Origin of the sequence: Pantoea rodasii, from assembly GCF_002095465.1 — a bacterium.
GTDB classification, from domain to species: domain Bacteria; phylum Pseudomonadota; class Gammaproteobacteria; order Enterobacterales; family Enterobacteriaceae; genus Pantoea; species Pantoea rodasii.
The window spans coordinates 203,937-230,266 of the sequence record NZ_MLFP01000001.1; the positions used below are offsets into that span (position 1 = coordinate 203,937).

A 26,330-nucleotide genomic window follows, 5' to 3' on the forward strand; every position below is an offset into this window, starting at 1 on the left:
CATGAGCGTGGTGAGCAACGAATGGCGTAATGCGGCGCGAGGCGGTAAGCGCTTCCGTTTCAACAGTGAAAAGCTGATCCTGGCACTGATGGTGCTGCTGATTGGTTTGCTGTCTGTCGCGCCGCTGCTGCGCCTGGTGTGGACGGCGATAGCGCCACAAGGCGTGCCGGATCTGGCGCGATTGACGCGCCTGATTGCCAGCGACCGCGTGCTGATTGCCAGCGGCAATACGTTGCTCATCGCCCTTAGCTCGACGCTGATTTCCGTACTGCTCGGCACTGCCGCCGCCTGGCTGGTGGCGCTGAGCGATCTGCGTGCCAAAACCGCGTGGGTGTTCGCGTTTATCCTGCCGCTGATGATTCCGCCGCAGGTTACGGCGCTCGCCTGGCTACAGGCGCTGGCACCGTCCAGCCCGTTAGCGCTGCTGTTTGGCTCGCTCGGCTTGCCGTGGTTTGCGCCCGGCGAGCAGCCGCTCTATTCGCTGAGCGGCATTGTGCTGCTGCTCGGCACACACAACGCGCCGCTGGTGTTTCTTACGGTACGCGCCGGTTTGCGTCGTTTACCGGCCGATTTAGTCGAAGCGGCACAGATCAGCGGGGCATCGCGGATGCGCGTGCTGTTCACCATTATTTTACCGCTGGCGCGCCCGGCGATTTTTGCCGGGGCCGCGCTGACCTTTGTCGCTGCCGCCGGTAACTTCGGTATTCAGGCGATGCTCGGCATTCCTGCCCGCGTGCCAACGCTGATCACGCTGGTCTATCAGCAGCTCAACAGCATTGGTCCCAGCGCCTTGCCGAACACTGCGGTTTACGCCCTGCTGATTGCGGTGATCACGCTGGCGGGCATGGCGGCCAGCGCCTGGCTCGGTGGTCGCCACGATGTGCGCGTCAACGGTGCGCCGCGCCTGTGGCAGCAATCATTGGGACGCGGTCGTGTGGCGATTGAAGGTGCGGCCTGGCTGTGGATGGCACTGACGCTGTTGCTGCCGGTCAGCGCACTGCTGATCACCGCGCTCACCAGCGGATTTGGTCAGGCGCTCACCTGGCAAACCCTGACGCTGGAGAACTTCCGCAGCGCACTGTGGGGCTATCCGGCGGTGCGCCATGCGTTTATGACCAGCCTCGGATTGACCTCGCTGGCGGCAATTATTTTGACGTCCACCGCGCTGTTCCTGGCGTATTTCCTCAGCTGGCGACGGACCAAACTGGTGCGCGGCCTGTTGCTGGCCAGTGAACTGACCTATGCCTTGCCGGGCATTGTCACCGGCGTGGCGGCGATGCTGTTCTTCCTGCGCCCGCTGCCGATTGTGAACGTCTCGCTGTATGGCACGGTGTGGATCATCCTTGCCGCGTATCTGGCGAACTTCCTCGCGCTGGTGCTGCGTCCGACGCTGGCGGGCTTCGCGCAGCTGGAACCAGCGCTGGACGAAGCCGCCCGCTTATGCGGTGCCAGCTTTATGCGCCGCATGCGCGATATTTTACTGCCGCTGGCCGCGCCTTCTGCGCTGGCGGGAACGGTGCTGGTGTTCCTCACCGCACTGAATGAAATCCAGGTTTCGGTATTGCTGGTGACCTCGCAAACCCAAACCATCGGACCCACCATCGTGTTCCTCGACGAAGGGGGATCCGCCTCGCTGGCGGCCGCGGTAGGCTGCCTGATGATTCTGGTCGTGTGTTTGCTGATGGGATTGGCAACGCGACTGGCGCGGCGTCTGCCGCAAGGGGTTTTACCATGGCAAGCTTAACGGTTATCAGCGGTGTGGGCGGCAAGTTGCCCGCGGCCTTTTTGGTCGAGATGGAAGGCTATCGCCTGTTGTGGGATCTCGGCGCCGGTCCACAACCCGGCGTGCGCCCGGATATCCGCGCCATTGGCCGCGTTGATGCGCTGTGTTTGACCCACTCACACGTTGATCACGCCGCCTCGCTGGACTGCTGGGCACAGATCGGCTCGCCGCCGGTGTACGCCACCGAACAGACCTGGTTGCAGTTAGGCAACGTGGCGATACCGATGTATGCGCGGCGTCTGCTGCCGTTGCGCGGCCAGAGCGCCATTGGCCCGTTGAATGTGTTTACCGGACGCAGCGGTCATTCGCCGGGTTCGGTATGGTTCCATCTGCCGATTGCGGGTGGCATCACTTACATGGGCGACTGGAGCCGCGAAGCGCTGCTGCTGCCGTTTGACTGTCCACCGCAGGCGAAACTGTTGATCACCGATGCGTCCTACGGCGATCGCACGCAGCGTTTGTGCGATCAGATGGATGCGCTGGCGATTGCCGCCACTCACGGTGCAGTGATGGCGGTGCCGGAACACGGTCGCGGACCGGAAGTGGCTTTGCAGCTCACCGCGCGTGGTCTGGCGGTTCAGCTCTGCCCGCAAATTCGCAGCGAAGTCGCACAGCTGCTGGCGATGGACAAACTGCCCGCCACCACGGCGCTGGGATTAGTGCGTTTGTTGAAACAGCCGCAGCCGGAACAGTGGCGGCCTTCGGATGTGATTGTGGCCGCCGATGCGGTGGCCGACAGCGGTTTGGCGGCACAGCTTAGCGAGCAGCCTGACTTTAAGCTGATCTTCAGCAGTCACGTTGCGCCCGGCACGCGTGCAGCGGATTTATTAGCGCGTCAGCAGGCACGCTGGCTGCCGTGGAATGTTCATCCGCCGATCGACGATCAACTGTGGTTGATCGAAAAACGGCGGCCCAGCGCGTGATCCCGGCTTTTGTAGCGGCGGCTGATTGCCCGATTTTAGCGGCGCGCGCCCCCCTGTGCTGGCAAGCGCATCTTCCTCTGCAATGCCATCTTGATAGCCCGCGCTTTCCTCATGAGCACCGTCAACGCAGCAGAATAAACTAAGTATCCCGCTGAACAATTTCTCGCCACTGCCGATAACCTGACTACCAACTTTTGTTTGTGGACGATTAACGCTTGTCAGCGCTGCGCTTTTGCGTTTAAGTCTCCACATTGATTAAGAATTATCTTAATAAGCACCCAATACCAGGCCAGCAATAGGCGAATAACAATGAATAATAACTCTGACGTCATGTACCGGCTATTGGTGCAGAGCGTGGTGGATTATGCCATTTACATGCTCAAACCCGACGGCACCGTAGCAAACTGGAATGCCGGGGCGCAGCGTGCCAAAGGCTATACGCCCGACGAAATTGTCGGCAAAAACTTTGCGCTGTTTTACAGCGAAGATGACCGTAAAAACGGTGCGCCACAGCGCGGACTTTCTGTGGCGACGGCGGTGGGGCGCTTCGAAACGGAAGGCTGGCGCTATCGTAAAGATGGCAGCGCCTTCTGGGCGCATGTGGTGATTGATGCGATTCGCGATGACTTCGGCGAACTGCTCGGCTTTGCCAAAATCACCCGCGACTGCACGATTCAGCAGGAACAGCAGCGTAAACAACAGGAACAGGAGCAACGTTTCCGTTTATTAGTTGAAGGCGTAACGGACTATGCCATCTACATGCTTGATCTCGACGGTAACGTCGAAAACTGGAATGCCGGCGCGCAGCGTGCCAAAGGCTATGTGGCCGAAGAGATCGTCGGCCAGAACTTCTCGCGTTTCTACAGTGCGCAGGATCGTAAAGATCATATCCCGGAAAAGAACCTCAGCACCGCGTTTAAAACCGGTCGCTTCGAGGATGAGGGCTGGCGTTATCGCAAAGACGGCAGTGCGTTCTGGGCACATGTGATCATTGATGCGATTCGTGATGATTCGCGCAAGCTGATTGGCTACGCCAAGATCACCCGCGACTGCACCGAGCAGCGCGAACTGCAGCGCAAGCAACAAGAATACGAGAAAACCTTCCGTCTGCTGGTGGAAGGCGTCACCGATTACGCCATCTATATGCTGGATCTGCAGGGCCGCGTGGTGAACTGGAATGCCGGAGCGCAGCGTGCCAAAGGTTATGTTTCCGACGAGATTGTCGGCCAGCATTTCTCGGTGTTTTACGGTTCGCAGGAGCGGCTGGCCAACACGCCGGAAGCCAACCTGGGCATCGCACTGAAAACCGGTCGCTTCGAGGATGAAGGCTGGCGCTATCGTAAAGATGGATCGGCGTTTTGGGCGCATGTGGTGATCGATGCTATCCACAATGAAGATGGCAAAATGATCGGCTTTGCTAAGATCACCCGCGATATCACTGAGCGTCGTGAGAATGAACAGCAGCTGCTGCGTGCGCGCGATTTGGCGCAGGCACAGAGTGCCAAAATGTCCGAGCTGTCCGGCTTCCTTGACACCATCATCAGCAATATTCCTTCGTGCGTGATTGTGGAAGATGCCATCAGCCGCGAAATATTGATGGTGAACGAAAAAGCCGAGCAGCTGTTTGGTGTCAGTAAATCATTGATTATGCACAAGCGTCCGCACGAGTGTATGTCGGCGGAGCTGAGCGACTATTTCAACAGCTTGTCGGATATTGCACTGCGCAGTGAAGGCATCCATTCGCGTGAACAGCTGCTGCTGACGGCGGGCGGCGATCGTATTCTGCATACCCGCGCCACCACCATCAGCGGCAAAGATATGCGCCAGAACTACGTGATGCTGATTGTGGAAGATGTGACGGATCAGCGTGAAGCCGATGCGCGCATTCACCATATGGCGCACCACGATAACCTTACCAGCCTGCCGAACCGTATTCTGTTCCGCCAGAAGTTGAGTGAGGCGCTGCGTCAGGATCACCAGCACCATGCGCTAAGCGCCACGCTCTGTCTCGATCTCGATAACTTCAAGAACGTGAACGATGCGCTGGGTCATCAGATTGGTGACGAACTGCTGCGCGTGGTGGCAAAACGCTTGCGCAGTGTGCTGCGCGACCATGACACGCTGGCACGTATTGGCGGCGACGAGTTTGCTATCGTGCTGCCGAATATCAACAACGCGCAGGAAGCGGCGGTGGTGGCACAGCGCCTGATTGAAGGAATTCGCCCGCCGATCAACGTGGAAGGGCACAACCTTTCCGTCGGCTTGAGCGTGGGCATCGCGTTGACGTCACAGGTCACTAACACGCCAGAGCATATGCTGCGCTGCGCGGATATGGCGTTGTACGAAGCCAAACGCAACGGGCGCAACCGCTTTGAACACTTCACCATGGAAATGGATGATGTGGCGCGCAGTCGCCGCGTGATTGAAAACGATCTGCGTGATGCCATCACCGGGCGTCAGCTGAAGCTTTACTATCAGCCGATCACCAACGAAGAGGGCATTATCGGCTATGAAGCGCTGATGCGCTGGCACCATCCGGTGAAAGGCTTGATCATGCCGAATGATTTTATCCCGATTGCCGAAGAGACCGGGCTGATCCATATGCTGGGCGCTTACGCGCTGTATGAGGCCTGTCGCGAAGCACAGAGCTGGGGCACTGAGCAGTCGGTGTCGGTCAACCTGTCGCCGCTGCAGTTCAAGAACAGCTCGCTGGTGTCGGTGGTAGAAGGCGCGCTGCGTGAATCGGGGCTGGCTGCGCATCGCCTCGAAGTGGAGATCACGGAATCGGTGCTGCTCGACGATACGCTGGGCAATATCCGCACCCTGCAAAGCCTGAAGGCGATTGGCGTGCAGATTGCGCTGGATGATTTCGGCACCGGCTATTCATCGCTCAGCTATTTGCGATCCTTCCCGTTCGACAAGATCAAAATCGACAAGTCGTTTATCAACGACATGGGCGACAGCCGTGAAGCCATGGCGATTATCCGTGCGATTACCGGCATGAGCCGCAGTCTGGATATTCAGATCACCGCAGAGGGCGTGGAGAGCAGCGAGCAATTTATGAAGCTGCGTGAAGAGGGTTGTACGCTGTTCCAGGGTTACTACTTTGGACGTCCGCAACCTTCAGAACTGCGTCTGAAACAACTGGAGTAAGAAATCGTCATAAATGGCGACGCTACAACGCAGGGGGCGCAATTATGCGCTGCGGGTCGTTTGTACGTTCGTCGCCATCTGAGCGCACGAATTTCAGCATAAAAAAACGCCCGGCAATGCCGGGCGTGTGCTGTTTGCTGTGTGTCATCTTTATTATGACTGGCCGTGGCCTTCGACGTTCATGCGGCCCAGGTCTTTGTCCACCAGGAACAGGCCTTCGCCTTTGTTGCCGACCAGCGCCAGTTTATCCAGTACGGTTTTGAACAGCTTCTCTTCTTCATGCTGCTCAGCGACATACCACTGCAGGAAGTTGAAGGTTGAGTAATCCTGTGACATCAACGCGGTGTGCACCAGATCGTTGATGCGCTGCGTGATCAGCTGCTCGTGCTTCATCGCTTCTTCCAGCACATCATTCAGTGACGTCCAGCTAATGGCCGGTGCAGCAATGCTGCCCAGCACTGGCATGGCACCGGCATCGCTGACGTAATCGAACAGGCGCTGCATGTGCTCCATCTCTTCGCGAGAATGCGATTTCAGGAAAGAAGAAGCCCCTTCGAAACCTTTATCGCTGCACCATGCGCTCATCTGCAGATACAAGTTGGCTGAGAAGAATTCGAGGTTCAGTTGGTCGTTCAGGCGTGAGGTCATTTCAGCAGTTAACATGGCTGAGTCCTTTTTAATTTGTCAGGTGAAGTACGGTGAATTATGCATCAATCTATACTTTTTTGTGAAGGCTTTTTCGTAAAAAGGTTGAATTTATCTTATTGATTGTAAATGGAATTATTCCGCTTGTTGAATGCGAAGAGTTCTCAGTTTTGACTCATTTTCATTCACGCTGGATTGATTATAGCCGTGCATCGGCGGATGCTGGCGCTAGCCTTTACTTGTCAGGAGCTTAGCGGTGTCGAACGTTTTAAATCATTATCATTTTCTGCATGAAATCCCTGAACTGGGATTCCAGGAATTCAAAACCTCTGCTTATATCGCCGATCAGCTGGAACAGGCGGGGATTAAGGTCACGCGCGGGATTAACAACACTACCGGCATCGTGGCGGAAATTGACAGCGGCGTACCGGGTCCGGTGCTGGCGCTGCGTGCCGATATGGATGCGCTCGGCCATATCATTAACGGCGTGGCCTGTGCGCGTCATACCTGCGGTCACGATGGGCACTCTTCGGTGGTGCTCACCGCTGCACAGGAGCTGCTGAACGAGGGCGCGATCAAGCGCGGCAAGCTCAAGCTGCTGTTTCAGCCCGCGGAAGAACTCGGTGCTGGTGCGCTGTCGATGATTGAGGGCGGTGCGCTGGATGATGTCGAGATGATCCTCGGTTTCCACGTGCGTCCACTGGAAGAGTGCCACGTCGGCCAGGCCACGCCAGCGGTGTTGTATTCGGCGTGCAGCACGCTGGAAGCGACGATCAAAGGTGTGCCTGCGCATGCCGCGCGTCCGCATTTGGGCGTTAATGCGCTGGATGCCGCGGTGCAAGCGGTGCAGGCGGTCAACAGTATCCATCTGGCGCCCGGTCTGACCTGGAGCGTGAAAGCCACGCGCTTCCTGTGTGATGCCGGTGTCACCAACTCGGTGCCGGATGAGGCGCGCGTGGTGTGGGATCTGCGTTCGCAGGAGAACGCGCCGATGGAGGTGTTGAAACAGAAAGTGACGCAGGCGATTCAGCACAGCGTCGCTGCATTAGGCGCGAGCGCAGAAGTGGTGGTATTGAAAGAGATGCCGGCCGCGGAGATTCATGAAGAAGCGACGGCGGTGATCCGTGCGGCGATCGTCGATGTGCTGGGTGAAGAAGGGCTGCTGGACACCAAATCCACCCCAGGCAGTGAAGATTTCTTCTATTACCCGGTGAAAAATCCGCAGGTGAAAGCCGGTTTCTGGGGTTTAGGGACGAATCTGGTGCCGGGCCTGCATCACCCGGATATGCGTTTCGAGCTGAGTTCGCTGGAGATCGGGGTCAAGATCTTCAAGGCAGCGGTCGTACGCGTTTTAGGTTGATGGCGTTATTCCGCGCAATGGATTGCGCGGTTACGCCTCTGCACTCTGCTGTTGCGGCGCGATTCATCGCGCATTATGGGTCTTTTCACGCTCATCCCACGATTTCCCCGCCTGCCGAAATATTGTATGCTATGCCGCCTCAACGCTTACTGGATAACCGGACTGTTGCCAATGTAGATCGCACACATCTTGCTGTGAACTGACGCCACTGCGTCGCCATTGGTTCCGTTATCCCCCGGCATTGCCCGGAACGATTTACTCGCAGCGCGCCGCCCGCGTGTTGCCCTTGAAGAAGAATTCATACATGTCTATTGCTTCCTTTTTAGATGAAGTGGCGCGCGCCGTACGTTTGCGATCATCTCGCACCCGGATGCCGGTAAAACCACCATTACCGAAAAAGTGCTGCTGTTCGGGCAGGCGATCCAAACCGCCGGTACCGTCAAAGGCCGCGGCTCCAACCAGCATGCGAAATCTGACTGGATGGAGATGGAGAAACAACGTGGTATCTCCATCACCACCTCGGTGATGCAGTTCCCGTATCGCGACAGTCTCGTGAACCTGCTGGATACCCCAGGACACGAAGACTTCTCCGAAGATACCTATCGCACACTGACGGCGGTTGACTGCTGTTTGATGGTGATCGATGCCGCTAAAGGCGTTGAAGATCGTACCCGTAAGCTGATGGAAGTCACCCGTCTGCGCGATACGCCGATCATCACCTTTATGAACAAACTTGACCGTGATATCCGCGATCCGATGGAAGTGCTGGATGAGGTCGAGAGCGAGCTGAAAATCGCCTGTGCGCCGATCACCTGGCCGATTGGCTGCGGCAAACTGTTCAAAGGCGTGTATCACCTCTACAAAGATGAAACTTACCTGTATCAAACCGGTAAGGGCCACACCATTCAGGAAGTGCGCACTGTCAAAGGTCTGGCGAACCCAGAGCTGGATGCTGCCGTTGGTGAAGACCTGGCTCAGCAGCTGCGCGATGAGCTGGAACTGGTGCAGGGCGCATCCAATGAGTTCGATCACGAGCTGTTCCTGAGCGGTGACCTCACGCCAGTGTTCTTCGGTACTGCATTGGGTAACTTTGGTGTCGATCATATGCTCGATGGCCTGGTGGCCTGGGCACCGACGCCGATGCCGCGCAAGAGCGATACGCGTCTGGTAGAAGCCAAAGAAGAGAAGTTCAGCGGTTTCGTGTTTAAGATTCAGGCCAACATGGACCCGAAACACCGTGACCGCGTAGCCTTTATGCGTGTGGTTTCCGGCAAGTACGAAAAAGGCATGAAGCTGCGCCAGGTGCGTACCGGCAAAGACGTGGTGATCTCGGATGCGTTGACCTTTATGGCCGGCGACCGTTCGCACGTGGAAGAAGCCTTCCCAGGCGATATCATCGGTTTGCACAACCACGGCACCATCCAGATCGGCGACACCTTTACCCAGGGTGAAAACATGAAGTTCACCGGTATCCCGAACTTCGCGCCGGAGCTGTTCCGTCGTATTCGTCTGCGCGATCCGCTGAAGCAGAAACAGCTGCTCAAAGGGCTGGTTCAGCTGTCGGAAGAGGGCGCGGTGCAGGTGTTCCGTCCGGTACACAACAACGATCTGATTGTGGGTGCGGTCGGTGTGCTGCAGTTTGAAGTGGTAGTGGCGCGTCTGAAAAGCGAATACAACGTTGAAGCGATTTATGAAGCGATCAACGTCTCAACTGCACGCTGGGTTGAGTGCAGCGATGCGAAGAAATTCGACGATTTCCAACGCAAGAACGAAGTGAACCTGGCGCTGGATGGCGGTGATAACCTCACTTACATCGCTCCGACCATGGTAAACCTCAACATCACGCAGGAACGCTATCCTGACGTGACGTTCCGCAAAACGCGCGAACATTAATCCCGCCTCAAATCTGGGCCAGTGATTTTCACTGGCCCTGTTTTTATCCTACAGACTCCTCCTAATAGCGCTGCGTTTATCGCTTTTTAGCGAGATATCAACCACAAAAGCCAGCAAAACCTGTAATCCCTACTATGATTATCCAGTCGGACGAAAAAAGAGACCCTGTGTTTTCATTACGTCCATTAATGCAGCAACGCCGTTTGTTGCTGGCGCATTCGCGATTGCGGGTGAGATAACTGATAGAAGGATGATATCGATGAATAAGACTAAGATTGCCAAAACCCTGATTGCCGCTCTGGCTACCACTGCTCTGATGGGCGGCGCAGCATACGCTGCAGAGACCAGCAGCACGGGTTCTAAAATCGATAGTTCTATGAAAAAAGTCGATGGTTTTATGGATGACAGCGGCATCACTGCCAAAGCCAAAGCGGCGCTGGTGGATGATGAAGCGATTAAAAGCACGGATATCTCAGTGAAAACGCACCAGGGCGTCGTGACGCTCAGCGGTTTCGTTGCCTCGCAGGATCAGGCAGAGAAAGCCGTGGCATTGGTGCAGAAAGTTGAGGGTGTGAAATCCGTCAGTGACAAACTGCACGTTAAAGACAGCAAACAGGCATCACTCAAAGGTTATGCGGGCGACACCGCAACAACCAGCGAAATTAAAGCTAAGCTTTTAGCAGATGACATTGTGCCATCGCGCAACGTGAAGGTGGAAACCACCGATGGTGTGGTGCAGTTATCAGGAGAAGTGGCGAACCAGGCACAGTCTGATCGTGCTGAGAAAATCGCCAAAGCCATTGAAGGCGTAAAAAGCGTGAAGAATGACCTGAAGGTGAAATCTTAACGCAAGCCGATCGGCACCGTGATGGTGCCGAATCGTAATAAAAACAGTGATATGTGTATAAGCAGTTCGATTTTCACATGGTAAAGGAGAGGCTTATGTTTCGTTGGGGTATTATCTTTCTGGTCATCGCTCTGATTGCTGCAGCATTAGGTTTCGGCGGTCTGGCGGGTACGGCAGCATGGGCAGCTAAAATTGTCTTCATTGTCGGTATTATTCTGTTCCTCGTAAGCCTGTTCACCGGGCGTAAACGACCCTGACCGATTGCGTTAACACAACGCTAACCCGCGAGTCACTTAAAGCGGAGAACCGTCATTTGCGGCATAATCGTTAGCCGCGCCGATTGCACCACGCAATGGGTCAGGGAACGACAATGACGGGTTCTCCGGGATGCTGCCTTAATCGGCTCCCTCAGAGCATAAAACACTGAGGGACATCCATTGGGAATACGCATCCCGGTGTCACTGGACACCTTTGCGCCGCTGGCGCTTACTCCGTTCAAATCCAACAAAATTGCTTTGGTTTGTGAAGGCGGCGGTCAACGCGGCATCTTCACCGCAGGCGTACTCGATGAGTTTCAACGCGCCGGTTTCAACCCTTTCCAACTGATGTTAGGCACCTCCGCAGGAGCACAAAACCTGTCGGCGTTTGTCTGTGCACAGCCGGGCTATGCTCGCCGTGTCATCACCCGCTATACCACCAGTAAACTGTTTTTGACCCGCTGCGCTTTGTGCGTGGGGGACATCTGATCGATCTCGACTGGCTGATAGACATCACCAAACAGGAATTTCCCCTGTCGATGAGCACCGCCGAAGGGCTGTTTGCCAAAGGCAGCGAGTTCTATATGTGCGCCTGTCGCGGTGACGATTACCGTGCCGAATATTTCAATCCCACCAGCCTGAACTGGCATGACGTGATCAAAGCCTCCAGCGCCATTCCGGGCTTCTATCGCAGTGGCGTGCTGATGGACGGCGTGAGCTATCTTGATGGCGGTATCAGTGATGCGATTCCGGTACGCGAAGCGGCCCGACGTGGGGCGGATACCATTGTGGTGATCCGTACCGTGCCGTCACAAATGTCTTATACGCCGAAGTGGTTCAAGCGCATGGAGCGTTGGCTGGGTGACAGCGCGCTGCAACCGATGATCAATATTCTGCATCATCATGAAGAGAGCTACCGCGAGATTCAGCAGTTCATCGATCAGCCGCCGGACGATTTGCGCATCATTGAGATCTACCCGCCGAAGCCGCTGGCGAGTATGGCGCTGGGCAGCCGACTCGCTTCACTGAATCAGGATTACCACTTGGGCCGCCGCAGCGGTCGTTATTTCCTCGCTACGCTCGGGCAATGGCTGAGCGACGCCGAACCGTTCCTGCGTGTGACGCCGCCTGCCGCTGTTGCCAACGCGCCGGATAACCGCGCGGTGAATACGCCGCTGCTGGCCGACAATGACGCTGATTTCGATGAGGGATCGCGGGCATGAAGTTTATCGACACCCACTGTCATTTCGATTTCCCGCCGTTTGTCGATGACGCCGCAGGCAGCATCGCGCGCGCGGCGCAGTCGGGTGTGGAACGCATTATTGTGCCGAGCGTGGATGCCAGCCGCTTTGCATTGGTCAGCCAGCTGGCGCAGCAGCATGACGCGCTGTTTGCCGCGCTGGGATTGCATCCAATTAATATTGCCGTGCACGAAGAAGAGCATCTGGATCAGCTGGAACAGTGGTTGAAAACGCCAGATAGCAAACGGGTGGCGATCGGCGAGATCGGCCTCGATCTGTATATGGAAGATGCGCAGTTTGATAAGCAGGCACGTTTGCTGGATGCACAACTCAAGCTGGCGAAGCAGTACGAGTTACCGGTGATCCTGCATTCCCGTCGCACCCACGATCAGCTGGCGCTGCATCTGCGTCGTCATGAGGTGCCGCGTCGCGGTGTCGTGCATGGTTTTGCTGGCAGCCAACAGCAGGCCGAGCGGTTTATCCAGCTCGGTTATGCGATTGGCGTGGGCGGCACCATTACCTATCAACGCGCCAGTAAAACCCGCAACACCATTGCTAACCTGCCGCTCAGCTCGCTGTTGCTGGAGACCGATGCGCCCGATATGCCGTTGCAGGGTTATCAGGGGCAGCCGAATCGACCGGAGCGCGCACGTAACGTGTTTGAAGTGCTGTGTGAACTGCGCAGTGAACCTGCCGATATCATTGCCGATGCGCTGTGGCACAACAGCCAGCGGCTGTTCGCACTCCCCGCTTGAGATCCGCCGACAGATTCTGGTTTTAGCGCTGTTTTGGCCCGGATTAGCTACAGTAATTAAATCACCCACACACTTTTTCGCCTGTTTTTGTGATAATATTCACAACCCAGATTTCACCCGAACCGGGTTGCGCTAGTGGTTATTTGTGACGGCTATCACTAAATAATTGTAATTATATGACGAATTTTCTTTTCTCATGTGACATGAAGCGCAATTCAATTCGGCTGGAGTTGTTAGAATTATCACATTATCCGGTGGCGCAGTCTGCCGGTCACCTTTTGGAGAGCATCATGACCGATCTTAACGCGGCCGCACAACGCGCCCTGCAACTGATGGATTTAACCACCCTGAACGAAGATGACACCGATGAGAAGGTGATCGCGCTGTGCCATCAGGCAAAATCGCCAGCCGGTAACACCGCAGCGATCTGCATCTACCCGCGCTTTATCCCTGCGGCACGTAAAGCACTGCGCGAGCAGGGCACGCCAGATATCCGCATCGCCACAGTGACTAACTTCCCACATGGTAACGATGATATTGAGATCGCGCTGGCTGAAACCCGCGCGGCAATTGCTTACGGTGCAGATGAAGTGGACGTGGTGTTCCCGTATCGCGCGCTGATCGCCGGTAATCGCGACATCGGTTTTGAGCTGGTGAAAGCCTGTAAAGAAGCCTGTGCCGCCGCCAACGTGCTGCTGAAAGTGATCATCGAAACCGGTGAGCTGAAAGAGGAAGCGCTGATTCGCGCGGCGTCTGAAATTGCTATCGATGCCGGTGCGGATTTCATCAAAACCTCGACCGGTAAAGTCCCGGTCAATGCCACGCCAGAAGTGGCGGCGATTATGATGCAGGTGATCCACGATAAAGGCGTTAAACAGCAGGTCGGCTTCAAACCTGCGGGTGGCGTGCGCACCGCAGAAGATGCAGCGATCTACCTCAAGCTGGCGGATGATATCCTGGGTGAAGGCTGGGCGGATGCGCGCCACTTCCGCTTTGGCGCTTCAAGCCTGTTAGCGAGCCTGCTGAACACGTTGGGCCACGCCACCGCGACCAGCAAAGCGGGCTACTGATTTAACCGATGTTCGGTGCGTTTTCTTAGGGTGCGCATTGGTGCGCACCTGGCCGAGGTCGCACCGTTTTCACAGCATTCTCCGGGGAGGCAACCGTGTTCCTGCCACAAGAAATTATTCGAAAAAACGTGATGGCGAGCCGCTGAGCGAAGCGGAGATCCGCTTCTTCATCAATGGCGTACGCGACAACAGCGTGTCAGAAGGGCAAATCGCCGCACTGGCGATGACCATCTATTTCCACGACATGAATCTCGAAGAACGCGTGGCGCTGACCATGGCGATGCGCGATTCCGGCTCGGTGCTCAACTGGAAATCGTTGAACCTCAACGGCCCAATCGTCGATAAGCACTCCACCGGCGGCGTGGGTGACGTGACCTCCCTGATGCTCGGCCCGATGGTGGCGGCGTGCGGCGGATACGTACCGATGATCTCCGGGCGTGGCCTCGGTCATACCGGCGGCACGCTGGACAAGCTGGAAGCCATTCCCGGTTTTGACATCTTCCCGAGCGACGATCGTTTCCGCCAGATCATCAAAGATGTCGGCATCGCGATTATCGGCCAGACCAACTCACTGGCGCCTGCCGACAAGCGCTTCTACGCCACGCGTGATATCACCGCTACCGTTGACTCGATCCCGCTGATCACCGCCTCGATTCTCGCCAAGAAACTGGCGGAAGGTCTGGATGCTCTGGTGATGGACGTGAAAGTCGGTTCCGGTGCCTTTATGCCGACCTTCGAAGCCTCCGAAAATCTGGCGCAGGCGATTGTCGGCGTGGCGAACGGCGCGGGCTGTAAAACCACCGCGCTGCTCACTGACATGAATCAGGTATTGGCATCCACCGCCGGTAACGCGCTGGAAGTGCGCGAAGCGGTGCAGTTTCTCACCGGTGAGGCGCGCAACCCGCGTCTGCTGGAAGTGACCATGGCGCTGTGCTCGGAAATGCTGATCTCCGGCAAATTGGCAGATAACGACAGCGAAGCACGTCAAAAACTGCAAAACGTGCTGGATAACGGCAAAGCGGCAGAAGTGTTCGCGCGTATGGTCGCGGCGCAAAACGGCCCGGTCGATTTCATCGAACGTATGGACAGCTATCTGCCTGCGCCGATGCTGAGCAAAGCGGTTTACGCCGATCGCGGCGGAATCGTCAGCGCCATGGATACCCGTGCGCTCGGCATGGCGGTGGTATCGCTCGGCGGTGGTCGTCAGCGCGCCAGCGACAGCATTGATTACAGCGTGGGCCTGAGCGAGATGACCACGTTGGGCACCAAAATTGACGTTCAGCGCCCGCTGGCGGTGATTCATGCCGCTTCAGAAGCGCAATGGCAGCAAGCCGCTGAAGCAGTAAAAGCGGCGATAACCTTGAGCGATCGTGCGCCTGAAGAGACGCCGGTGGTGTATCGCCGCGTCAGCGAGTAACGCTTCTTGGTGCCAGGTAGCGGCCGTTCGGGTATACTGATCTGATCGCTTTTTTTTGACTTGTCATCGCGCCATTGCGCAGGAGACTTGCATGAAACGTGCTTTTATTATGGTTCTCGACTCCTTTGGGATCGGCTCCAGCAAAGACGCCGATAAATTCGGTGATGAAGGATCGGATACACTCGGCCATATCGCCGAAGCGTGCTTCGAAGGCCGCGCCAACGTTGGCCGCGAAGGCCCGCTGCATCTGCCTAACCTGACCGCGCTCGGCTTGGGTAAAGCGGCTGAACTCTCTACTGGCCGCTTCCCGCCGGGCCTCGACGCCAATGCCGAAATCATTGGTGCCTACGCGTACGCCAGCGAGTTGTCATCCGGTAAAGATACGCCGTCAGGCCACTGGGAAATCGCTGGCGTGCCGGTGCTGTTTGACTGGGGCTACTTCAGCGACAAAGAGAACAGCTTCCCGCAGGAGCTACTCGACGTACTGGTGAAACGCGCCAATCTGCCGGGTTATCTCGGTAACTGTCACTCATCCGGTACGGTGATCCTCGACCAGCTGGGCGAAGAACATATGAAATCCGGCAAGCCGATCTTCTACACCTCGGCGGACTCGGTGTTCCAGATTGCCTGTCACGAAGAGACCTTTGGTTTGGATCGTCTGTACGAGCTGTGCGAAATCGCGCGCGAAGAGCTGACCAACGGCGGCTACAACATCGGCCGTGTGATTGCGCGTCCGTTTGTCGGCGACAAAGCGGGCAACTTCGAGCGTACCGGCAACCGTCACGATCTCGCGGTGGAACCGCCTGCGCCGACCATGCTGAAAAAGCTGGTGGACGAGAAGGGCGGCGAAGTGATTTCCGTGGGCAAAATTGCGGATATCTACGCCGAGCAGGGCATTACTCAGAAGGTGAAAGCCACCGGTCTGGACGCGCTGTTCAACGCCACCATCGAGCAGATGAAAAAGGCACCGGATAACTCTATCGTGTTTACTAACTTCGTTGATTTTGACTCCACCTGGGGCCATCGTCGCGATATCGCCGGTTATGCAGGTGGACTGGAGTTCTTCGACCGCCGTTTGCCGGAGCTGATGGAGCTGGTGGAGGAGGGGGATATTCTGATCCTCACCGCCGACCACGGCTGTGACCCAAGCTGGAAAGGCACCGAGCATACGCGTGAGCACATCCCGATTTTGATTTACGGTCCGAAAGTGACGCCAGGATCGCTGGGTTATCGCGATACCTTTGCGGATATCGGCCAGACCATTGCGAAGTATTTCGGCCTGTCCAGCATGGACTACGGCAAAAGCCTGCTGTAAAACAGCCCACCAATTTTAAAAAGGAAAATAACCATGGCAACGCCTCATATTAATGCAGAAATGGGTGACTTCGCGGACGTGGTGCTGATGCCGGGCGATCCGCTGCGCGCTAAGCACATCGCTGAAACCTTCCTGGAAGATGCGGTTGAAGTGAACAACGTGCGCGGCATGCTGGGTTACACCGGGACGTACAAAGGCCGTAAGATTTCAGTGATGGGCCACGGTATGGGTATTCCATCCTGCTCGATCTACACCAAAGAGCTGATCACTGATTTCGGCGTGAAGAAAATCATCCGTGTCGGCTCTTGCGGCGCGGTGCGTGCAGACGTGAAACTGCGTGACGTGGTGATTGGTTTGGGTGCCTGCACCGATTCCAAAGTAAACCGCATGCGTTTCAAGGATCACGATTTCGCAGCGATTGCAGACTTCGACATGGTGCGTAACGCGGTTGATGCGGCTAAAGCACTGGGTGTGGATGCGCGCGTCGGCAACATCTTCTCTGCCGATCTGTTTTATACGCCAGATCCGCAGATGTTCGATGTGATGGAGAAGTACGGCATCCTGGGCGTGGAAATGGAAGCGGCCGGTATTTACGGTGTGGCGGCGGAGTTCGGTGCCAAAGCGCTGACCATCTGCACCGTATCGGACCATATCCGCACTCACGAGCAGACCACTGCTGCTGAGCGCCAGACCACCTTCAACGATATGATCAAGATCGCGCTGGAGTCGGTGCTGCTGGGGGATTAATTCCGCCAGTCTGATCCCATCCAGACGCACCAGTGTAGCGGCGCGATTTATCGCGCTGTTTCTCCAGCGCGCAATGAATGGCGCCGCTACATCCCCGCCTCATCTGTTTCGTAAACATCTGACACACTTTTACCCAGGCTTGTGCATCTTCGTGCTGGCTCTAAAGCAATCTCTGCTTATCATTAGCGTGATAACAAAGAGACTAAGCCCCCCTGATGAATTTCCGTAATTTCGAAGCTGAAGAAAAACTGTTTGTCCGCCGTGCGCTTGTCGCTTTTGCCCTGGTCGTCATCTGCTTCATTATCCTTGGCGTTAACCTGTATCGCATTCAGGTGGATCAGCACAGCTATTATCAGACGCGATCCAACGAAAACGACATCAAAATGATCCCCATCGCGCCGACGCGTGGCCTGATTTACGATCGCAACGGCATCCCGCTGGTGCGCAACGTCACCTGGTACGACATCCTTATCACGCCGTACAAAATCGACAACATGCAGGAAACGCTGAAACAGCTGACGCCGATGGTCGATTTAACGCCGGAAGAGATTGAGACCTTCGAGCACGAACTGAAACAAAACAGCCGCTATAAACCGGTGGAGCTGAAAGGCGAACTCACCGACGAACAGGTCGCGCGCTTCTCAGTTAACCAGTTCCGCTTCACCGGCGTGACCATCGATACCTATGAAGATCGCGAGTATCCGTACGGTGCCGATCTGGCGCACGTGGTGGGCTATGTCTCGAAGATCAATGACAACGATTTCAAACGCCTGAATGCAGAAGGTGTCGGTGAAAACTACGCCGCAGACCACAACATTGGTAAGCAGGGCATCGAAGGCTATTACGAATCGCTGCTGCACGGTAAAACCGGCTATCAGGAAGTGGAAGTGGATAACCACGGCCGCATCGTGCGCGTGCTGAAAGAGGTGCCGCCGGTTGCCGGGCAGAACGTCTATCTGACGCTGGATCTGCATCTGCAGCAGTATGTTGAGAGCCAGCTGGCCGGCCAGCGTGCGGCGGCCTTGATCGAAGATCCGCGCGATGGCAGCGTGCTGGCGATGGTGTCAGCGCCGAGCTATGACCCGAATCCGTTTGTGAAAGGCATCAGCTACAAAGCCTACAAAACGCTGCTGGCGGACAAAAACCTGCCACTGATCAACCGCGTCACCCAAGGTTTGTATCCACCGGCATCGACGGTGAAACCGTATATGGCGATGTCGGCGCTGCTGACCAAAGTGATCACCCCCAGCTTTACCATTTTCGGTGCGCGACCTGGACGCTGCCGGGCACCGATCGTAAATATCGCGACTGGAAAAAACCGGGCACGGTACGCTGGACGTCACCAAAGCGATTGAGGAGTCGGCGGACAGCTTCTTCTATCAGGTGGCGTTTATGATGGGCATCGACCGTATTCACACCATGCTGAGCCAGTTTGGCTACGGTAAACCGAGTGGCATCGATCTGAACGAAGAGTATGCCGGATTACTGCCGAGCCGTGAGTGGAAGCAGAAAGTGCACAAACACGCGTGGTATCAGGGTGATACGGTTTCGGTAGGTATAGGTCAGGGTTACTGGATTGCCACGCCGATTCAGATGGTGAAAGCGCTGGTGGCACTGCTCAACAATGGCCGGGTGATCAATCCACACTTGCTGGAGAAATCGCAGCGCGGCACCGAACAGCAGCTGTATCAACCTAAAGCGGCACAGCCGCAAATTGGCGATCCGAAATCACCGTATTGGTCGCTGGTGCGTCACGCCATGTTCGGCATGGCCAATGCGCCAAACGGTACTGGTTATAAGTACTTCCACACCGCGCCGTATGGCATTGCGGCGAAGTCGGGGACGTCACAGGTGTTTAGCTTGAAACAGAATCAGGTCTACAACGCCAAAATGATCCCAACGCGCCTGCGTGACCACATCTTCTACACCGCATTTGCCCCGTTCAATGACCCGAAAGTGGCGGTGGCGCTGATTCTGGAAAACGGCGGCAGTGAAGGGGTAACGGCAGCGCCGCTGATGCGCAATATTCTCGATCACATCTTCCTGCCGCCACCGTCTGAAACGCCGGTCGCGACCGCCAATGTGCCCGCCGCGAATTAATTAACGGAAGAACACCCGATTGCGGCCATGATTTTTGGCATCGTAAAGTGCGGCATCGGCATTGTTATACAGGGTTTCGAAATCGGAACCCGGTTTGCCATAGCTGACGCCGAGGCTGGCCGTGACCAGTTGGCCAGGCAGCACCGCCAGCGGGGACGCATTGAGCGAGGCATGCACTGCGCCCGCAACAATCACCGCGTCCGATAAACGGTAATGCGGCAGCAGCACGGTAAACTCTTCCCCGCCGATACGGCCAATGCTGGCATCTTCCGGGCAATGGCTCTGAATACGCGACACCAAACCACAAATCACCTTATCGCCCATCGGATGACCGAACTCATCGTTGATCTTCTTGAAGTGGTCGATATCCAGAATGATCAGCGCCGCCGGACCATTGCTCAACGTATTAGTAATTCGCTGAATGATGGCACCGCGGTTCCAGACAGCAGTGAGCGGATCGTGGCTGGCCTTGTATTCCAGCTCCTGCGCCAGTTGGTGCAGCTGCTCATTGACGCGGTTCAGCTCGCGTTCAGCGCGGTCACTGCGCGAGATCATACGATAGGTCTCGCGCATCAGACGCTGATAGTGGCGATTAACGTCCTGCAATGCATCACGGTAATCATCCGCACTGAGCGAGGTCTGAGCCGCAACATCCTGAGCGCGCGTCAGCACCTCACTCTCTTCGCGGAACAGCTCATTCAGGTCCATCATGAGGCCATTTCCGCCCGCAGATTCACCTGCAGGTCGGTAAAGTCCAGCGCCAGTTCCTGACCAAACTCTTCAGATACATCGTCTTCTTCATCAAAGAACCAGTTGAGTTCAACCTTCTGGCCTTTCTGCGCCAGCTGATTAAACAGATCAAACAGGCTGAACAGCATTTTAGTGCTGGAGCTGTTGAAGTAGCGCAGGGCGATATTCGCTTCAATCTGACCGCTGTGTGCAGGCTGCCAGCTTTCCAGCGCATCCAGCAGCGGGCGATAAAAGGCGGCAGCGTTTTCCGGCCAGGATTCTCCGCGCAGGGAGAACTGGCCCGTTTCGAAGTCAAAGTTGACCTCGGGCGTGCTTTCTGTGGCAGCAATAACAAGGTTTTGCATAAACAATTCAATCCTGGTGAATGGTGGCTTTGAGCCAAAACGTGGCGTAACCACTGGACTCCAGCGGACGCAGTTCATACTCCAGCGGACGCAGTTCATACTCCAGCGGTTCACTGACGTCACGTGCTAATGTCAGTAATCCTATGTTGGCCCCTTTGCTTGTTGCAGGGCTCTCAGCGCGCAGACCTACCCGGTAAGCCTGTTTGATCTCTTCATTGCTCATGGTGCGCAGCAAATCCAGCCAGTAACGCAGTTGCTCACAGGCAACTTCATCCACCTGATTGCTGCTCTCCAGCACGTAGTTGTCGCCATCTACGCGCAGCGTGACGGTACCAAAGCGAAAATCCTGCTCGGCGTGGCTCATCACGCGGCTATCCTGCGAGTAACGCAGAATGTTCTGTACGATTTCAACAAAGCTAGAGAACAAGCGGCGGCGCACTTTCACCGGCGCCTGCTGGTTCTCCAGAAAGACCTTAATCACCTCGCCCATGGCGGTGATGTTCTGCGGCGAGAAGAAGCCAGTATAGTGCAGCGCAACGCTTTCTGGCGGAACGCGGCTAACGGTTGAACCTGAGTTCATAAGGTGCTCATTAATAACGGAAGCCAAACCAGGTCACGTCATCGCGTCGCGGCTGGTTGCCTTGCCAGTTGAGAAATTCCCGCTCAAAGGTCGCTGACAGCTCGCTCATCGGCAGGGTTTGATATTGTGTTACCAGCGTCTGAATGCGCTTTTTGCCAAACATAATATGACGTTCACCGCCGGGCTGATCGGTCACGCCATCGGTCATCACCAACAGCATATCGCCGGGATGCAGCGCGCGTTGGTGTTCTGGCCAGATGTAATCCTGCGGCGTATCGGTGTAACCCACGCCAACGCGATCTGCCTTTAGCGATTCCGCTTCGCCTGCCGCTGGGTGCAACAGCGCGTGCATACGTGCGCTGGACCAGCTAAGTTGATGCTTTTCGGTATCGAGGCGCAGCGCGATGGCATCACAGCCGTCATTAGAGAGTGACGTTTGTTGTGTGGCATTGAGCTGGCCAAGGGTTTGTTTAATATGACGATTCAGTGATTGCAGCAGATCGGACGGTGCCCGACGATTCTTCTGCAGCGCATTTTCCAGCGCCGATTGCAGAATCACCGTCATAAATGCACCCGGAATGCCGTGGCCGGTGCAGTCGGCAATCAATGCCTGCCAGCCGTGTTCATCCTGATGGAACGCGTAATAATCGCCGCCTACGCCATCGCGCGGCTGCCAGTGCAGGCACCAGTCCTCGAACTGCTGGGCCATTTGCTGTCGGGATCGATCCAGCATCGCGTCCTGAATCACGCGCGCATAATCGATACTCTGCAAAATTTGCTGATGCTGTTGCGCCTGCAAATCGGAGACGGTGCGGATCAAATCGATCCCCAAACCGATGCCGATATAGCGGCCTTGATCGGTGACGATAAAGCCGTCGGTCACTGATTTATCGCCGGTTGCCACCACCTGTTGCGCCACCTGATCCAGCTCGGTATCGGCATCGATGACCAGCGGCTCTTTATCCATAAAGGCGATACAGCTTTTACGGTCATAGAGTTCGCGGAAGAACGGGCGCGTCATCTGCGACAGGAAGATATGGCGGTTGATCATGCCAAACGGCGTGCCGTTTTCGATCACCGGCAAACCGATCAAATCTTTGTGTTCGGTAAACAATGCCATCACCGCAGTGTTGTCCATGGCTGGACTGACAAACGGCACCTCAATGCACAGAGAACGCGCACGGGAACGGCTCGACAGGGAGGTTAATCCTGCGCGTAAATCAGGCAACTGCATGGGAGTATTCTGGCATTGGTTAGGAATTATCCTAGATTACTGCACTGCCATGACAGTTTTATGTCACGGCACTGCAACCTACTGTAGCGACACGATTCATCGCGCTTTGACCGTGCCAGCATTGCTGAATGCGCAGGCACCGCTACGTTTTACTGCTCTTCCTTTAGTGCGTCGGCAACGTGACTGATGGCGCGCACCACTTCACTTGAGCTGCCGCGAATCTCTGAGATCACGCCACCGGCTTCCTTCGCCAACACCACGCCGTGATCGGCGCGTTTCAGGTTCGAGGCGATGCCTTTCAGCGCTTTTTCCGCGAGGGTGTGATTGTGCTGCACCATATTCTCGATCTCGGTGGTCGCACGGTTAATGTTGGCCGCCAGCGTGCGCACCTCGTTAGCCACCACGGCAAAGCTACGACCATGTTGCCCGGCACGTGCGGCTTCTACCGCTGCGTTGAGTGCCAGCAGGTTGGTCTGATCGGCAATACGTCGAATGCTCTCAACGATCGCGCCAATCCGATCGGAAGATTCGCTGAGGTTATTAATGTCACCGGAAATGCCGTGCAGCTCGCCGGCTAGCTCATTGATGGTTTGCACGCTATTTTCAATCACCGTGGCACCGAGTCGCGTGCTTTCACTGGTTTGCAGTGCGGTTTGATAAGCCTGCTGAGCCGCCTCGCGCTCAAGATGGTTCTTCTCCACCTGGGCAGTGACATCGGTGGCGAATTTCACCACTTTGTACAGTTCGCCTGCTTCGTTGAACACCGGGTTATAGGTGGCACGCAGCCACACGGTGCGTCCCAACTTATTGACGCGCTGGAACTGGCCGGAGATAAATTCGCCCTGATTCAGCTTATGCCAGAAGCGGCGATACTCCTCGCTGTTGCGCATTTCCGGCGGGCAGAACTGGCTATGATGTACGCCAATCACTTCGCCAGTTCGATAGCCCATGGTTTTGAGGAAGTTGTCATTGGTCATCAATACTTCGCCTTTGAGGTTAAAGGCGATAACCGCCATTGAACGCTCGATAGCGGTGGTCATGGCGCGTTGCTCTTGCGCATCCATAATCCGTGCGGTGATATCGCTCGCCAGTTTGACGATTTTAATCACCCGGCCGCTGCGATCCTGCACCGGCACATAGTTAGCTTCCAACCAAATAGGGCGGCTGTGCTTTGCTACGCGGAGGAACTTGTCGCTAAAGCCTTCACCGCGATTCAGGCGGCGCCAGAAGTCGCGATACTGCGGGGACTGGACCAAATCAGCCGTGCAAAAAATACTGTGGTGCTGGCCAATAATCTCTTTAAGCGTATATCCCATGCGCTCAAGGAACAGATCGTTGGCGGTAAGAATGTGGCCTTCCGGTGTGAATTCAACCATCGCAATCGCATCCTGCAACGAACTCAACGTTGCGCTGCTGTGACCGCGTTTTTGCCACGCCAGACGTGACAGTACTCCCGATGTAATAGTGCTAAACATGGTGGACCTTATAATTGGAATTTATCGTCAAATCGGTTATCGGCGGGTTCGGTTAAAAATCCACCACCAAAGTTAGTAGTTGCAGAAATTTTTTACCGGTTGGTCTAAAGGTTGCTGTAAAAGCCAGCAGTCAGCGGATTTTTGCCGAAAAGCGTTTGACGGTGCGGCCTGAGTAGGGTTTAATGCGCCCCGTTGCCCGGATAGCTCAGTCGGTAGAGCAGGGGATTGAAAATCCCCGTGTCCGTGGTTCGATTCCGCGTCCGGGCACCAACATTCTGAAAACCCAGCCTTTATGGCTGGGTTTTTGCTTTTGTGGGTTTCTGAAATTCCTTCACTTACTCACCCCATCAAAAGCAATAATCTTGATTCCTGCGCTTTAACGTAATGCACAGCAGTAGCTCACCAGATACAAAGCGCTTGCCGGGTACCGTTAATTCTACCGTTTGATCCATCCACCGGCAGGTTAATGCCATGGCTCATGCCGATAATTTCAATGCTGCCTTCACGATCTTGAACATCGACAGATCCTCGGATATCTGCTCCACCATCGTATTTTAGCCACATATACGGAGGGATTGGCATTTTACTTGTTCCTTGTTTTTTTAATTAACTTCGCGATTGTTAAGTAAACAGCTGTAGTGATGGACATCACGATGGAAAAATCAATGTAGAAATAGGCGTCGTAGAGGGTTTCAATATTGGATTCGCCGCTGATAAATACGGCGACCTTTTGGGCGAAATCCTGAGAGATATAAGTTTGAGCGCCACCGATCGATCTGCCCACAACAATCGATAATAGTATAAAGAAAACGCATTTTGCGATTCTACGGACAAGTACTCGTGCCATTGGCCACAACCTCAATTAATCCTCGGGCCATAAGCGAAGGCTTGCTTGGTACGGAAACCATCGCAGTGTTCATCAACGCCTGGCGGATACGTGCATAATCTGCACTGTTAAGAGTCAACTTTCCCTGAAGTGCCATTATCTGTCCCTAATAAATTACCATGTAAAAATATGGGTTATGTTAGATGTGGTGAATATTTAGGGCCAGTAGTGATAATGGCGCACCATCAATTTTGCGTAGTCGCCCACAGTATATGATCGTCTGAGGACCAGGTTTTGTATGGATGATAATTATTTCTGATCAACCTAGTGAGTTAATTAAGCACTTGCGTGGTCACTTACCAAAAGCGGTTATTAACTCTTGAGCTGATAATTCAGATTGTTAATCTGAAGGATATCCTTACATTAATAAAAAACGTCAGGCTTCTACTACAGAAATTTAATCTAAAAATGATAATAAACAGATGATTCGTAATATTGTCTTTAGTTATGTGTTTAATTAATAATTTATCGCATAAGCGCTGTAAGGTTCTTATGTTCTGTTGCTTGTTATTCTCAGTGATTTCATGATTTTCAAATGCACGAGAACAGCGATTCAACTGTTTAAAAACACTTTTAACAAATGGACGCGTTATTATGAATAAACTCATTAAGTTTTCAATTGCCGCTGCGGTAGTGACTCTGCTGTCTGGGTGTACTGGAAGCGTGTACAACAAAGAAAAGAACTGTGATTACGATTATCTGCTTCATCCGGCTGTTTCAATCTCAAAAATTATTGGTGGCTGTGGGCCAGTAGATAAATAGTCTGCCTTGATGATTAGCGGCCAGTTACGTTGTTAACTGGTCGCAGCACCGCTAAAACCCCTGAAAAATCCGAAAATAAAATAGTTAATAGTTTGTTTTTATTTGGGTTTTAAGTTGGTTTTGAGGTTGTTTGTTGTAAGGGTGAAATGTTTATTTTTCTTTTGTCTTGCATTGTTGCATTAGACATGCGTAAATGAAATCCAGTCTGATATGCAGACAGTTTCAAAGTTGGTTCACAGTTTATCTCTCATCTACGTCAGTGCCGAAAACAAGCCCTTTCTCTTTGAGTTTTATCTCAGTCCTGATTTTTCTCTGCGATTCAGTTTACTCAGCCTTAGGGCAAAAAAAGAAAAGGTATTAATTATGTCTAATAAAATTCTCGGTACTGTAAAGTGGTTTAATTCTGAAAAAGGTTTCGGTTTTATTACCCCTGAAAATGGTAGCAAAGATGTCTTCGTGCATTTTTCTGCTATCGCAGGTAGTGATTTCCGCTCCCTTGAAGAGGGTCAGCATGTTGAATTTTCCGTACAAGATGGACCGAAAGGCCCTTCAGCAATCAATGTTACAGGTCTCTAATATTAATTTGTTCACTACTTTTATGAAATGCCCTCAGTGTCAGGGCTCCCAATACCGCAAGTCGGTATTTGATGTCAGCCAAAAAACCCGCATGGTGCGACCTGCATTTTCTGCAAGTCCATGATGATTGAGAATAAAAATATCGCTGCCTAGACGCAGGTTTGCACTGCTTTATTTCGTGTAACGTCCTCACGCTGTATCTGAACGACAATCCCGC

19 protein-coding genes, 1 tRNA gene and 6 pseudogenes are annotated in these 26,330 nt (G+C 54.7%); 18 read left to right on the top strand and 8 right to left on the bottom strand.

Annotation, left to right across the window (positions count from 1 at the left end; genetic code table 11):
• The first annotated feature begins 1 nt into the window (after window position 1).
• The 3 genes from HA45_RS00985 to HA45_RS00995 all read left to right on the top strand — a co-directional run bounded on the left by HA45_RS00985 (window position 2) and on the right by HA45_RS00995 (window position 5,859).
• A complete protein-coding gene (locus tag HA45_RS00985) occupies window positions 2-1,744 on the top strand; it encodes an ABC transporter permease (protein ID WP_100703413.1) in 1,743 nt (580 codons plus the stop codon).
• Window positions 1,732-2,706: an MBL fold metallo-hydrolase gene (locus HA45_RS00990; protein ID WP_244563349.1), complete on the top strand. Its 975-nt coding sequence runs from the start codon at window positions 1,732-1,734 to the stop codon at window positions 2,704-2,706. The genes HA45_RS00985 and HA45_RS00990 overlap by 13 nt, the downstream gene beginning before the upstream one ends.
• 309 nt (window positions 2,707-3,015) lie before the next feature.
• On the top strand, window positions 3,016-5,859 hold the full coding sequence (locus HA45_RS00995) for a sensor domain-containing protein (RefSeq protein WP_100703415.1): 2,844 nt from the start codon (window positions 3,016-3,018) through the stop codon (window positions 5,857-5,859).
• Between the two features lie 153 nt (window positions 5,860-6,012).
• Here HA45_RS00995 and ftnA read toward each other — a convergent pair whose 3' ends face one another.
• Window positions 6,013-6,522, bottom strand: coding sequence for a non-heme ferritin (ftnA, locus tag HA45_RS01000; protein ID WP_100703416.1), 510 nt, complete (start codon window positions 6,520-6,522; stop codon window positions 6,013-6,015).
• Window positions 6,523-6,760: 238 nt separating this feature from the next.
• Here ftnA and HA45_RS01005 point away from each other — a divergent pair, with 238 nt between their 5' ends.
• The 11 genes and pseudogenes from HA45_RS01005 (at window position 6,761) to mrdA (ending at window position 19,506) form a co-directional block, all read left to right on the top strand.
• Window positions 6,761-7,864, top strand: coding sequence for a M20 peptidase aminoacylase family protein (locus tag HA45_RS01005; protein WP_100703417.1), 1,104 nt, complete (start codon window positions 6,761-6,763; stop codon window positions 7,862-7,864).
• A 304-nt stretch (window positions 7,865-8,168) separates the two neighbouring features.
• A pseudogene (prfC, locus tag HA45_RS01010) lies at window positions 8,169-9,757 on the top strand (peptide chain release factor 3).
• Window positions 9,758-10,016: 259 nt separating this feature from the next.
• Window positions 10,017-10,604, top strand: a complete 588-nt coding sequence (gene osmY / locus HA45_RS01015; RefSeq protein WP_100703419.1) for a molecular chaperone OsmY — start codon at window positions 10,017-10,019, stop codon at window positions 10,602-10,604.
• Window positions 10,605-10,699: 95 nt separating this feature from the next.
• Window positions 10,700-10,861, top strand: coding sequence for a DUF1328 domain-containing protein (locus HA45_RS01020; RefSeq protein WP_007893192.1), 162 nt, complete (start codon window positions 10,700-10,702; stop codon window positions 10,859-10,861).
• A gap of 180 nt (window positions 10,862-11,041) precedes the next feature.
• Window positions 11,042-12,084, top strand: a pseudogene (locus HA45_RS01025) (patatin-like phospholipase family protein).
• Complete coding sequence (locus HA45_RS01030) at window positions 12,081-12,857, top strand: TatD family hydrolase (RefSeq protein ID WP_100703421.1); 777 nt, start codon at window positions 12,081-12,083, stop codon at window positions 12,855-12,857. Before HA45_RS01025 ends, HA45_RS01030 begins: the two are co-directional and overlap by 4 nt.
• Window positions 12,858-13,147: 290 nt before the next feature.
• On the top strand, window positions 13,148-13,927 hold the full coding sequence (deoC, locus tag HA45_RS01035) for a deoxyribose-phosphate aldolase (RefSeq protein WP_100703660.1): 780 nt from the start codon (window positions 13,148-13,150) through the stop codon (window positions 13,925-13,927).
• A 95-nt stretch (window positions 13,928-14,022) separates the two neighbouring features.
• Window positions 14,023-15,344: pseudogene (deoA, locus tag HA45_RS01040) on the top strand (thymidine phosphorylase).
• A 91-nt stretch (window positions 15,345-15,435) separates the two neighbouring features.
• Window positions 15,436-16,659, top strand: coding sequence for a phosphopentomutase (gene deoB, locus HA45_RS01045; protein WP_100703423.1), 1,224 nt, complete (start codon window positions 15,436-15,438; stop codon window positions 16,657-16,659).
• A gap of 33 nt (window positions 16,660-16,692) precedes the next feature.
• A complete protein-coding gene (gene deoD, locus HA45_RS01050) occupies window positions 16,693-17,406 on the top strand; it encodes a purine-nucleoside phosphorylase (protein ID WP_034828492.1) in 714 nt (237 codons plus the stop codon).
• A gap of 215 nt (window positions 17,407-17,621) precedes the next feature.
• Window positions 17,622-19,506: pseudogene (mrdA, locus tag HA45_RS01055) on the top strand (penicillin-binding protein 2).
• Here the strand turns inward: mrdA and HA45_RS01060 are convergent.
• The 5 genes from HA45_RS01060 to HA45_RS01080 all read right to left on the bottom strand — a co-directional run bounded on the left by HA45_RS01060 (window position 19,507) and on the right by HA45_RS01080 (window position 23,889).
• Complete coding sequence (locus HA45_RS01060; RefSeq protein WP_100703425.1) at window positions 19,507-20,217, bottom strand: GGDEF domain-containing protein; 711 nt, start codon at window positions 20,215-20,217, stop codon at window positions 19,507-19,509. It lies immediately after the preceding pseudogene.
• A complete protein-coding gene (locus HA45_RS01065) occupies window positions 20,214-20,600 on the bottom strand; it encodes a DUF1987 domain-containing protein (RefSeq protein ID WP_100703426.1) in 387 nt (128 codons plus the stop codon). The genes HA45_RS01060 and HA45_RS01065 overlap by 4 nt, the downstream gene beginning before the upstream one ends.
• 7 nt (window positions 20,601-20,607) lie before the next feature.
• The gene (locus HA45_RS01070; RefSeq protein WP_100703427.1) at window positions 20,608-21,180 is read right to left on the bottom strand and encodes a SiaB family protein kinase; all 573 of its coding nucleotides are present in this window, start codon (window positions 21,178-21,180) and stop codon (window positions 20,608-20,610) included.
• A gap of 10 nt (window positions 21,181-21,190) precedes the next feature.
• On the bottom strand, window positions 21,191-22,414 hold the full coding sequence (locus tag HA45_RS01075) for a SpoIIE family protein phosphatase (protein WP_100703428.1): 1,224 nt from the start codon (window positions 22,412-22,414) through the stop codon (window positions 21,191-21,193).
• A gap of 149 nt (window positions 22,415-22,563) precedes the next feature.
• The gene (locus HA45_RS01080; protein WP_100703429.1) at window positions 22,564-23,889 is read right to left on the bottom strand and encodes a methyl-accepting chemotaxis protein; all 1,326 of its coding nucleotides are present in this window, start codon (window positions 23,887-23,889) and stop codon (window positions 22,564-22,566) included.
• 194 nt (window positions 23,890-24,083) lie between these two features.
• Between HA45_RS01080 and HA45_RS01085 the strand changes: the two genes are divergently transcribed.
• A tRNA-Phe gene (locus HA45_RS01085) sits at window positions 24,084-24,159 on the top strand.
• A gap of 147 nt (window positions 24,160-24,306) precedes the next feature.
• On the opposite strand, the pseudogene HA45_RS01090 reads toward HA45_RS01085, so the two are convergent.
• Both HA45_RS01090 and HA45_RS01095 read right to left on the bottom strand, forming a co-directional pair.
• A pseudogene (locus tag HA45_RS01090) lies at window positions 24,307-24,471 on the bottom strand (type VI secretion system tube protein Hcp); the annotation flags it as partial.
• A gap of 1 nt (window position 24,472) precedes the next feature.
• On the bottom strand, window positions 24,473-24,736 hold the full coding sequence (locus HA45_RS01095; RefSeq protein WP_100703430.1) for a hypothetical protein: 264 nt from the start codon (window positions 24,734-24,736) through the stop codon (window positions 24,473-24,475).
• A gap of 633 nt (window positions 24,737-25,369) precedes the next feature.
• On the opposite strand from HA45_RS01095, the gene HA45_RS01100 reads away from it, so the two are divergent.
• The 3 genes and pseudogenes from HA45_RS01100 to ymcF all read left to right on the top strand — a co-directional run bounded on the left by HA45_RS01100 (window position 25,370) and on the right by ymcF (window position 26,266).
• The gene (locus tag HA45_RS01100; protein WP_071845640.1) at window positions 25,370-25,537 is read left to right on the top strand and encodes a YhfL family protein; all 168 of its coding nucleotides are present in this window, start codon (window positions 25,370-25,372) and stop codon (window positions 25,535-25,537) included.
• 363 nt (window positions 25,538-25,900) lie between these two features.
• Window positions 25,901-26,113 carry a transcription antiterminator/RNA stability regulator CspE gene (cspE, locus tag HA45_RS01105; protein ID WP_100703661.1) on the top strand — a complete coding sequence of 71 codons (213 nt, stop codon included), beginning with the start codon at window positions 25,901-25,903 and terminating at the stop codon, window positions 26,111-26,113.
• Window positions 26,114-26,135: 22 nt separating this feature from the next.
• Window positions 26,136-26,266 (top strand): annotated as a pseudogene (ymcF, locus tag HA45_RS29395) (cold shock small protein YmcF).
• Window positions 26,267-26,330 lie beyond the last annotated feature (64 nt).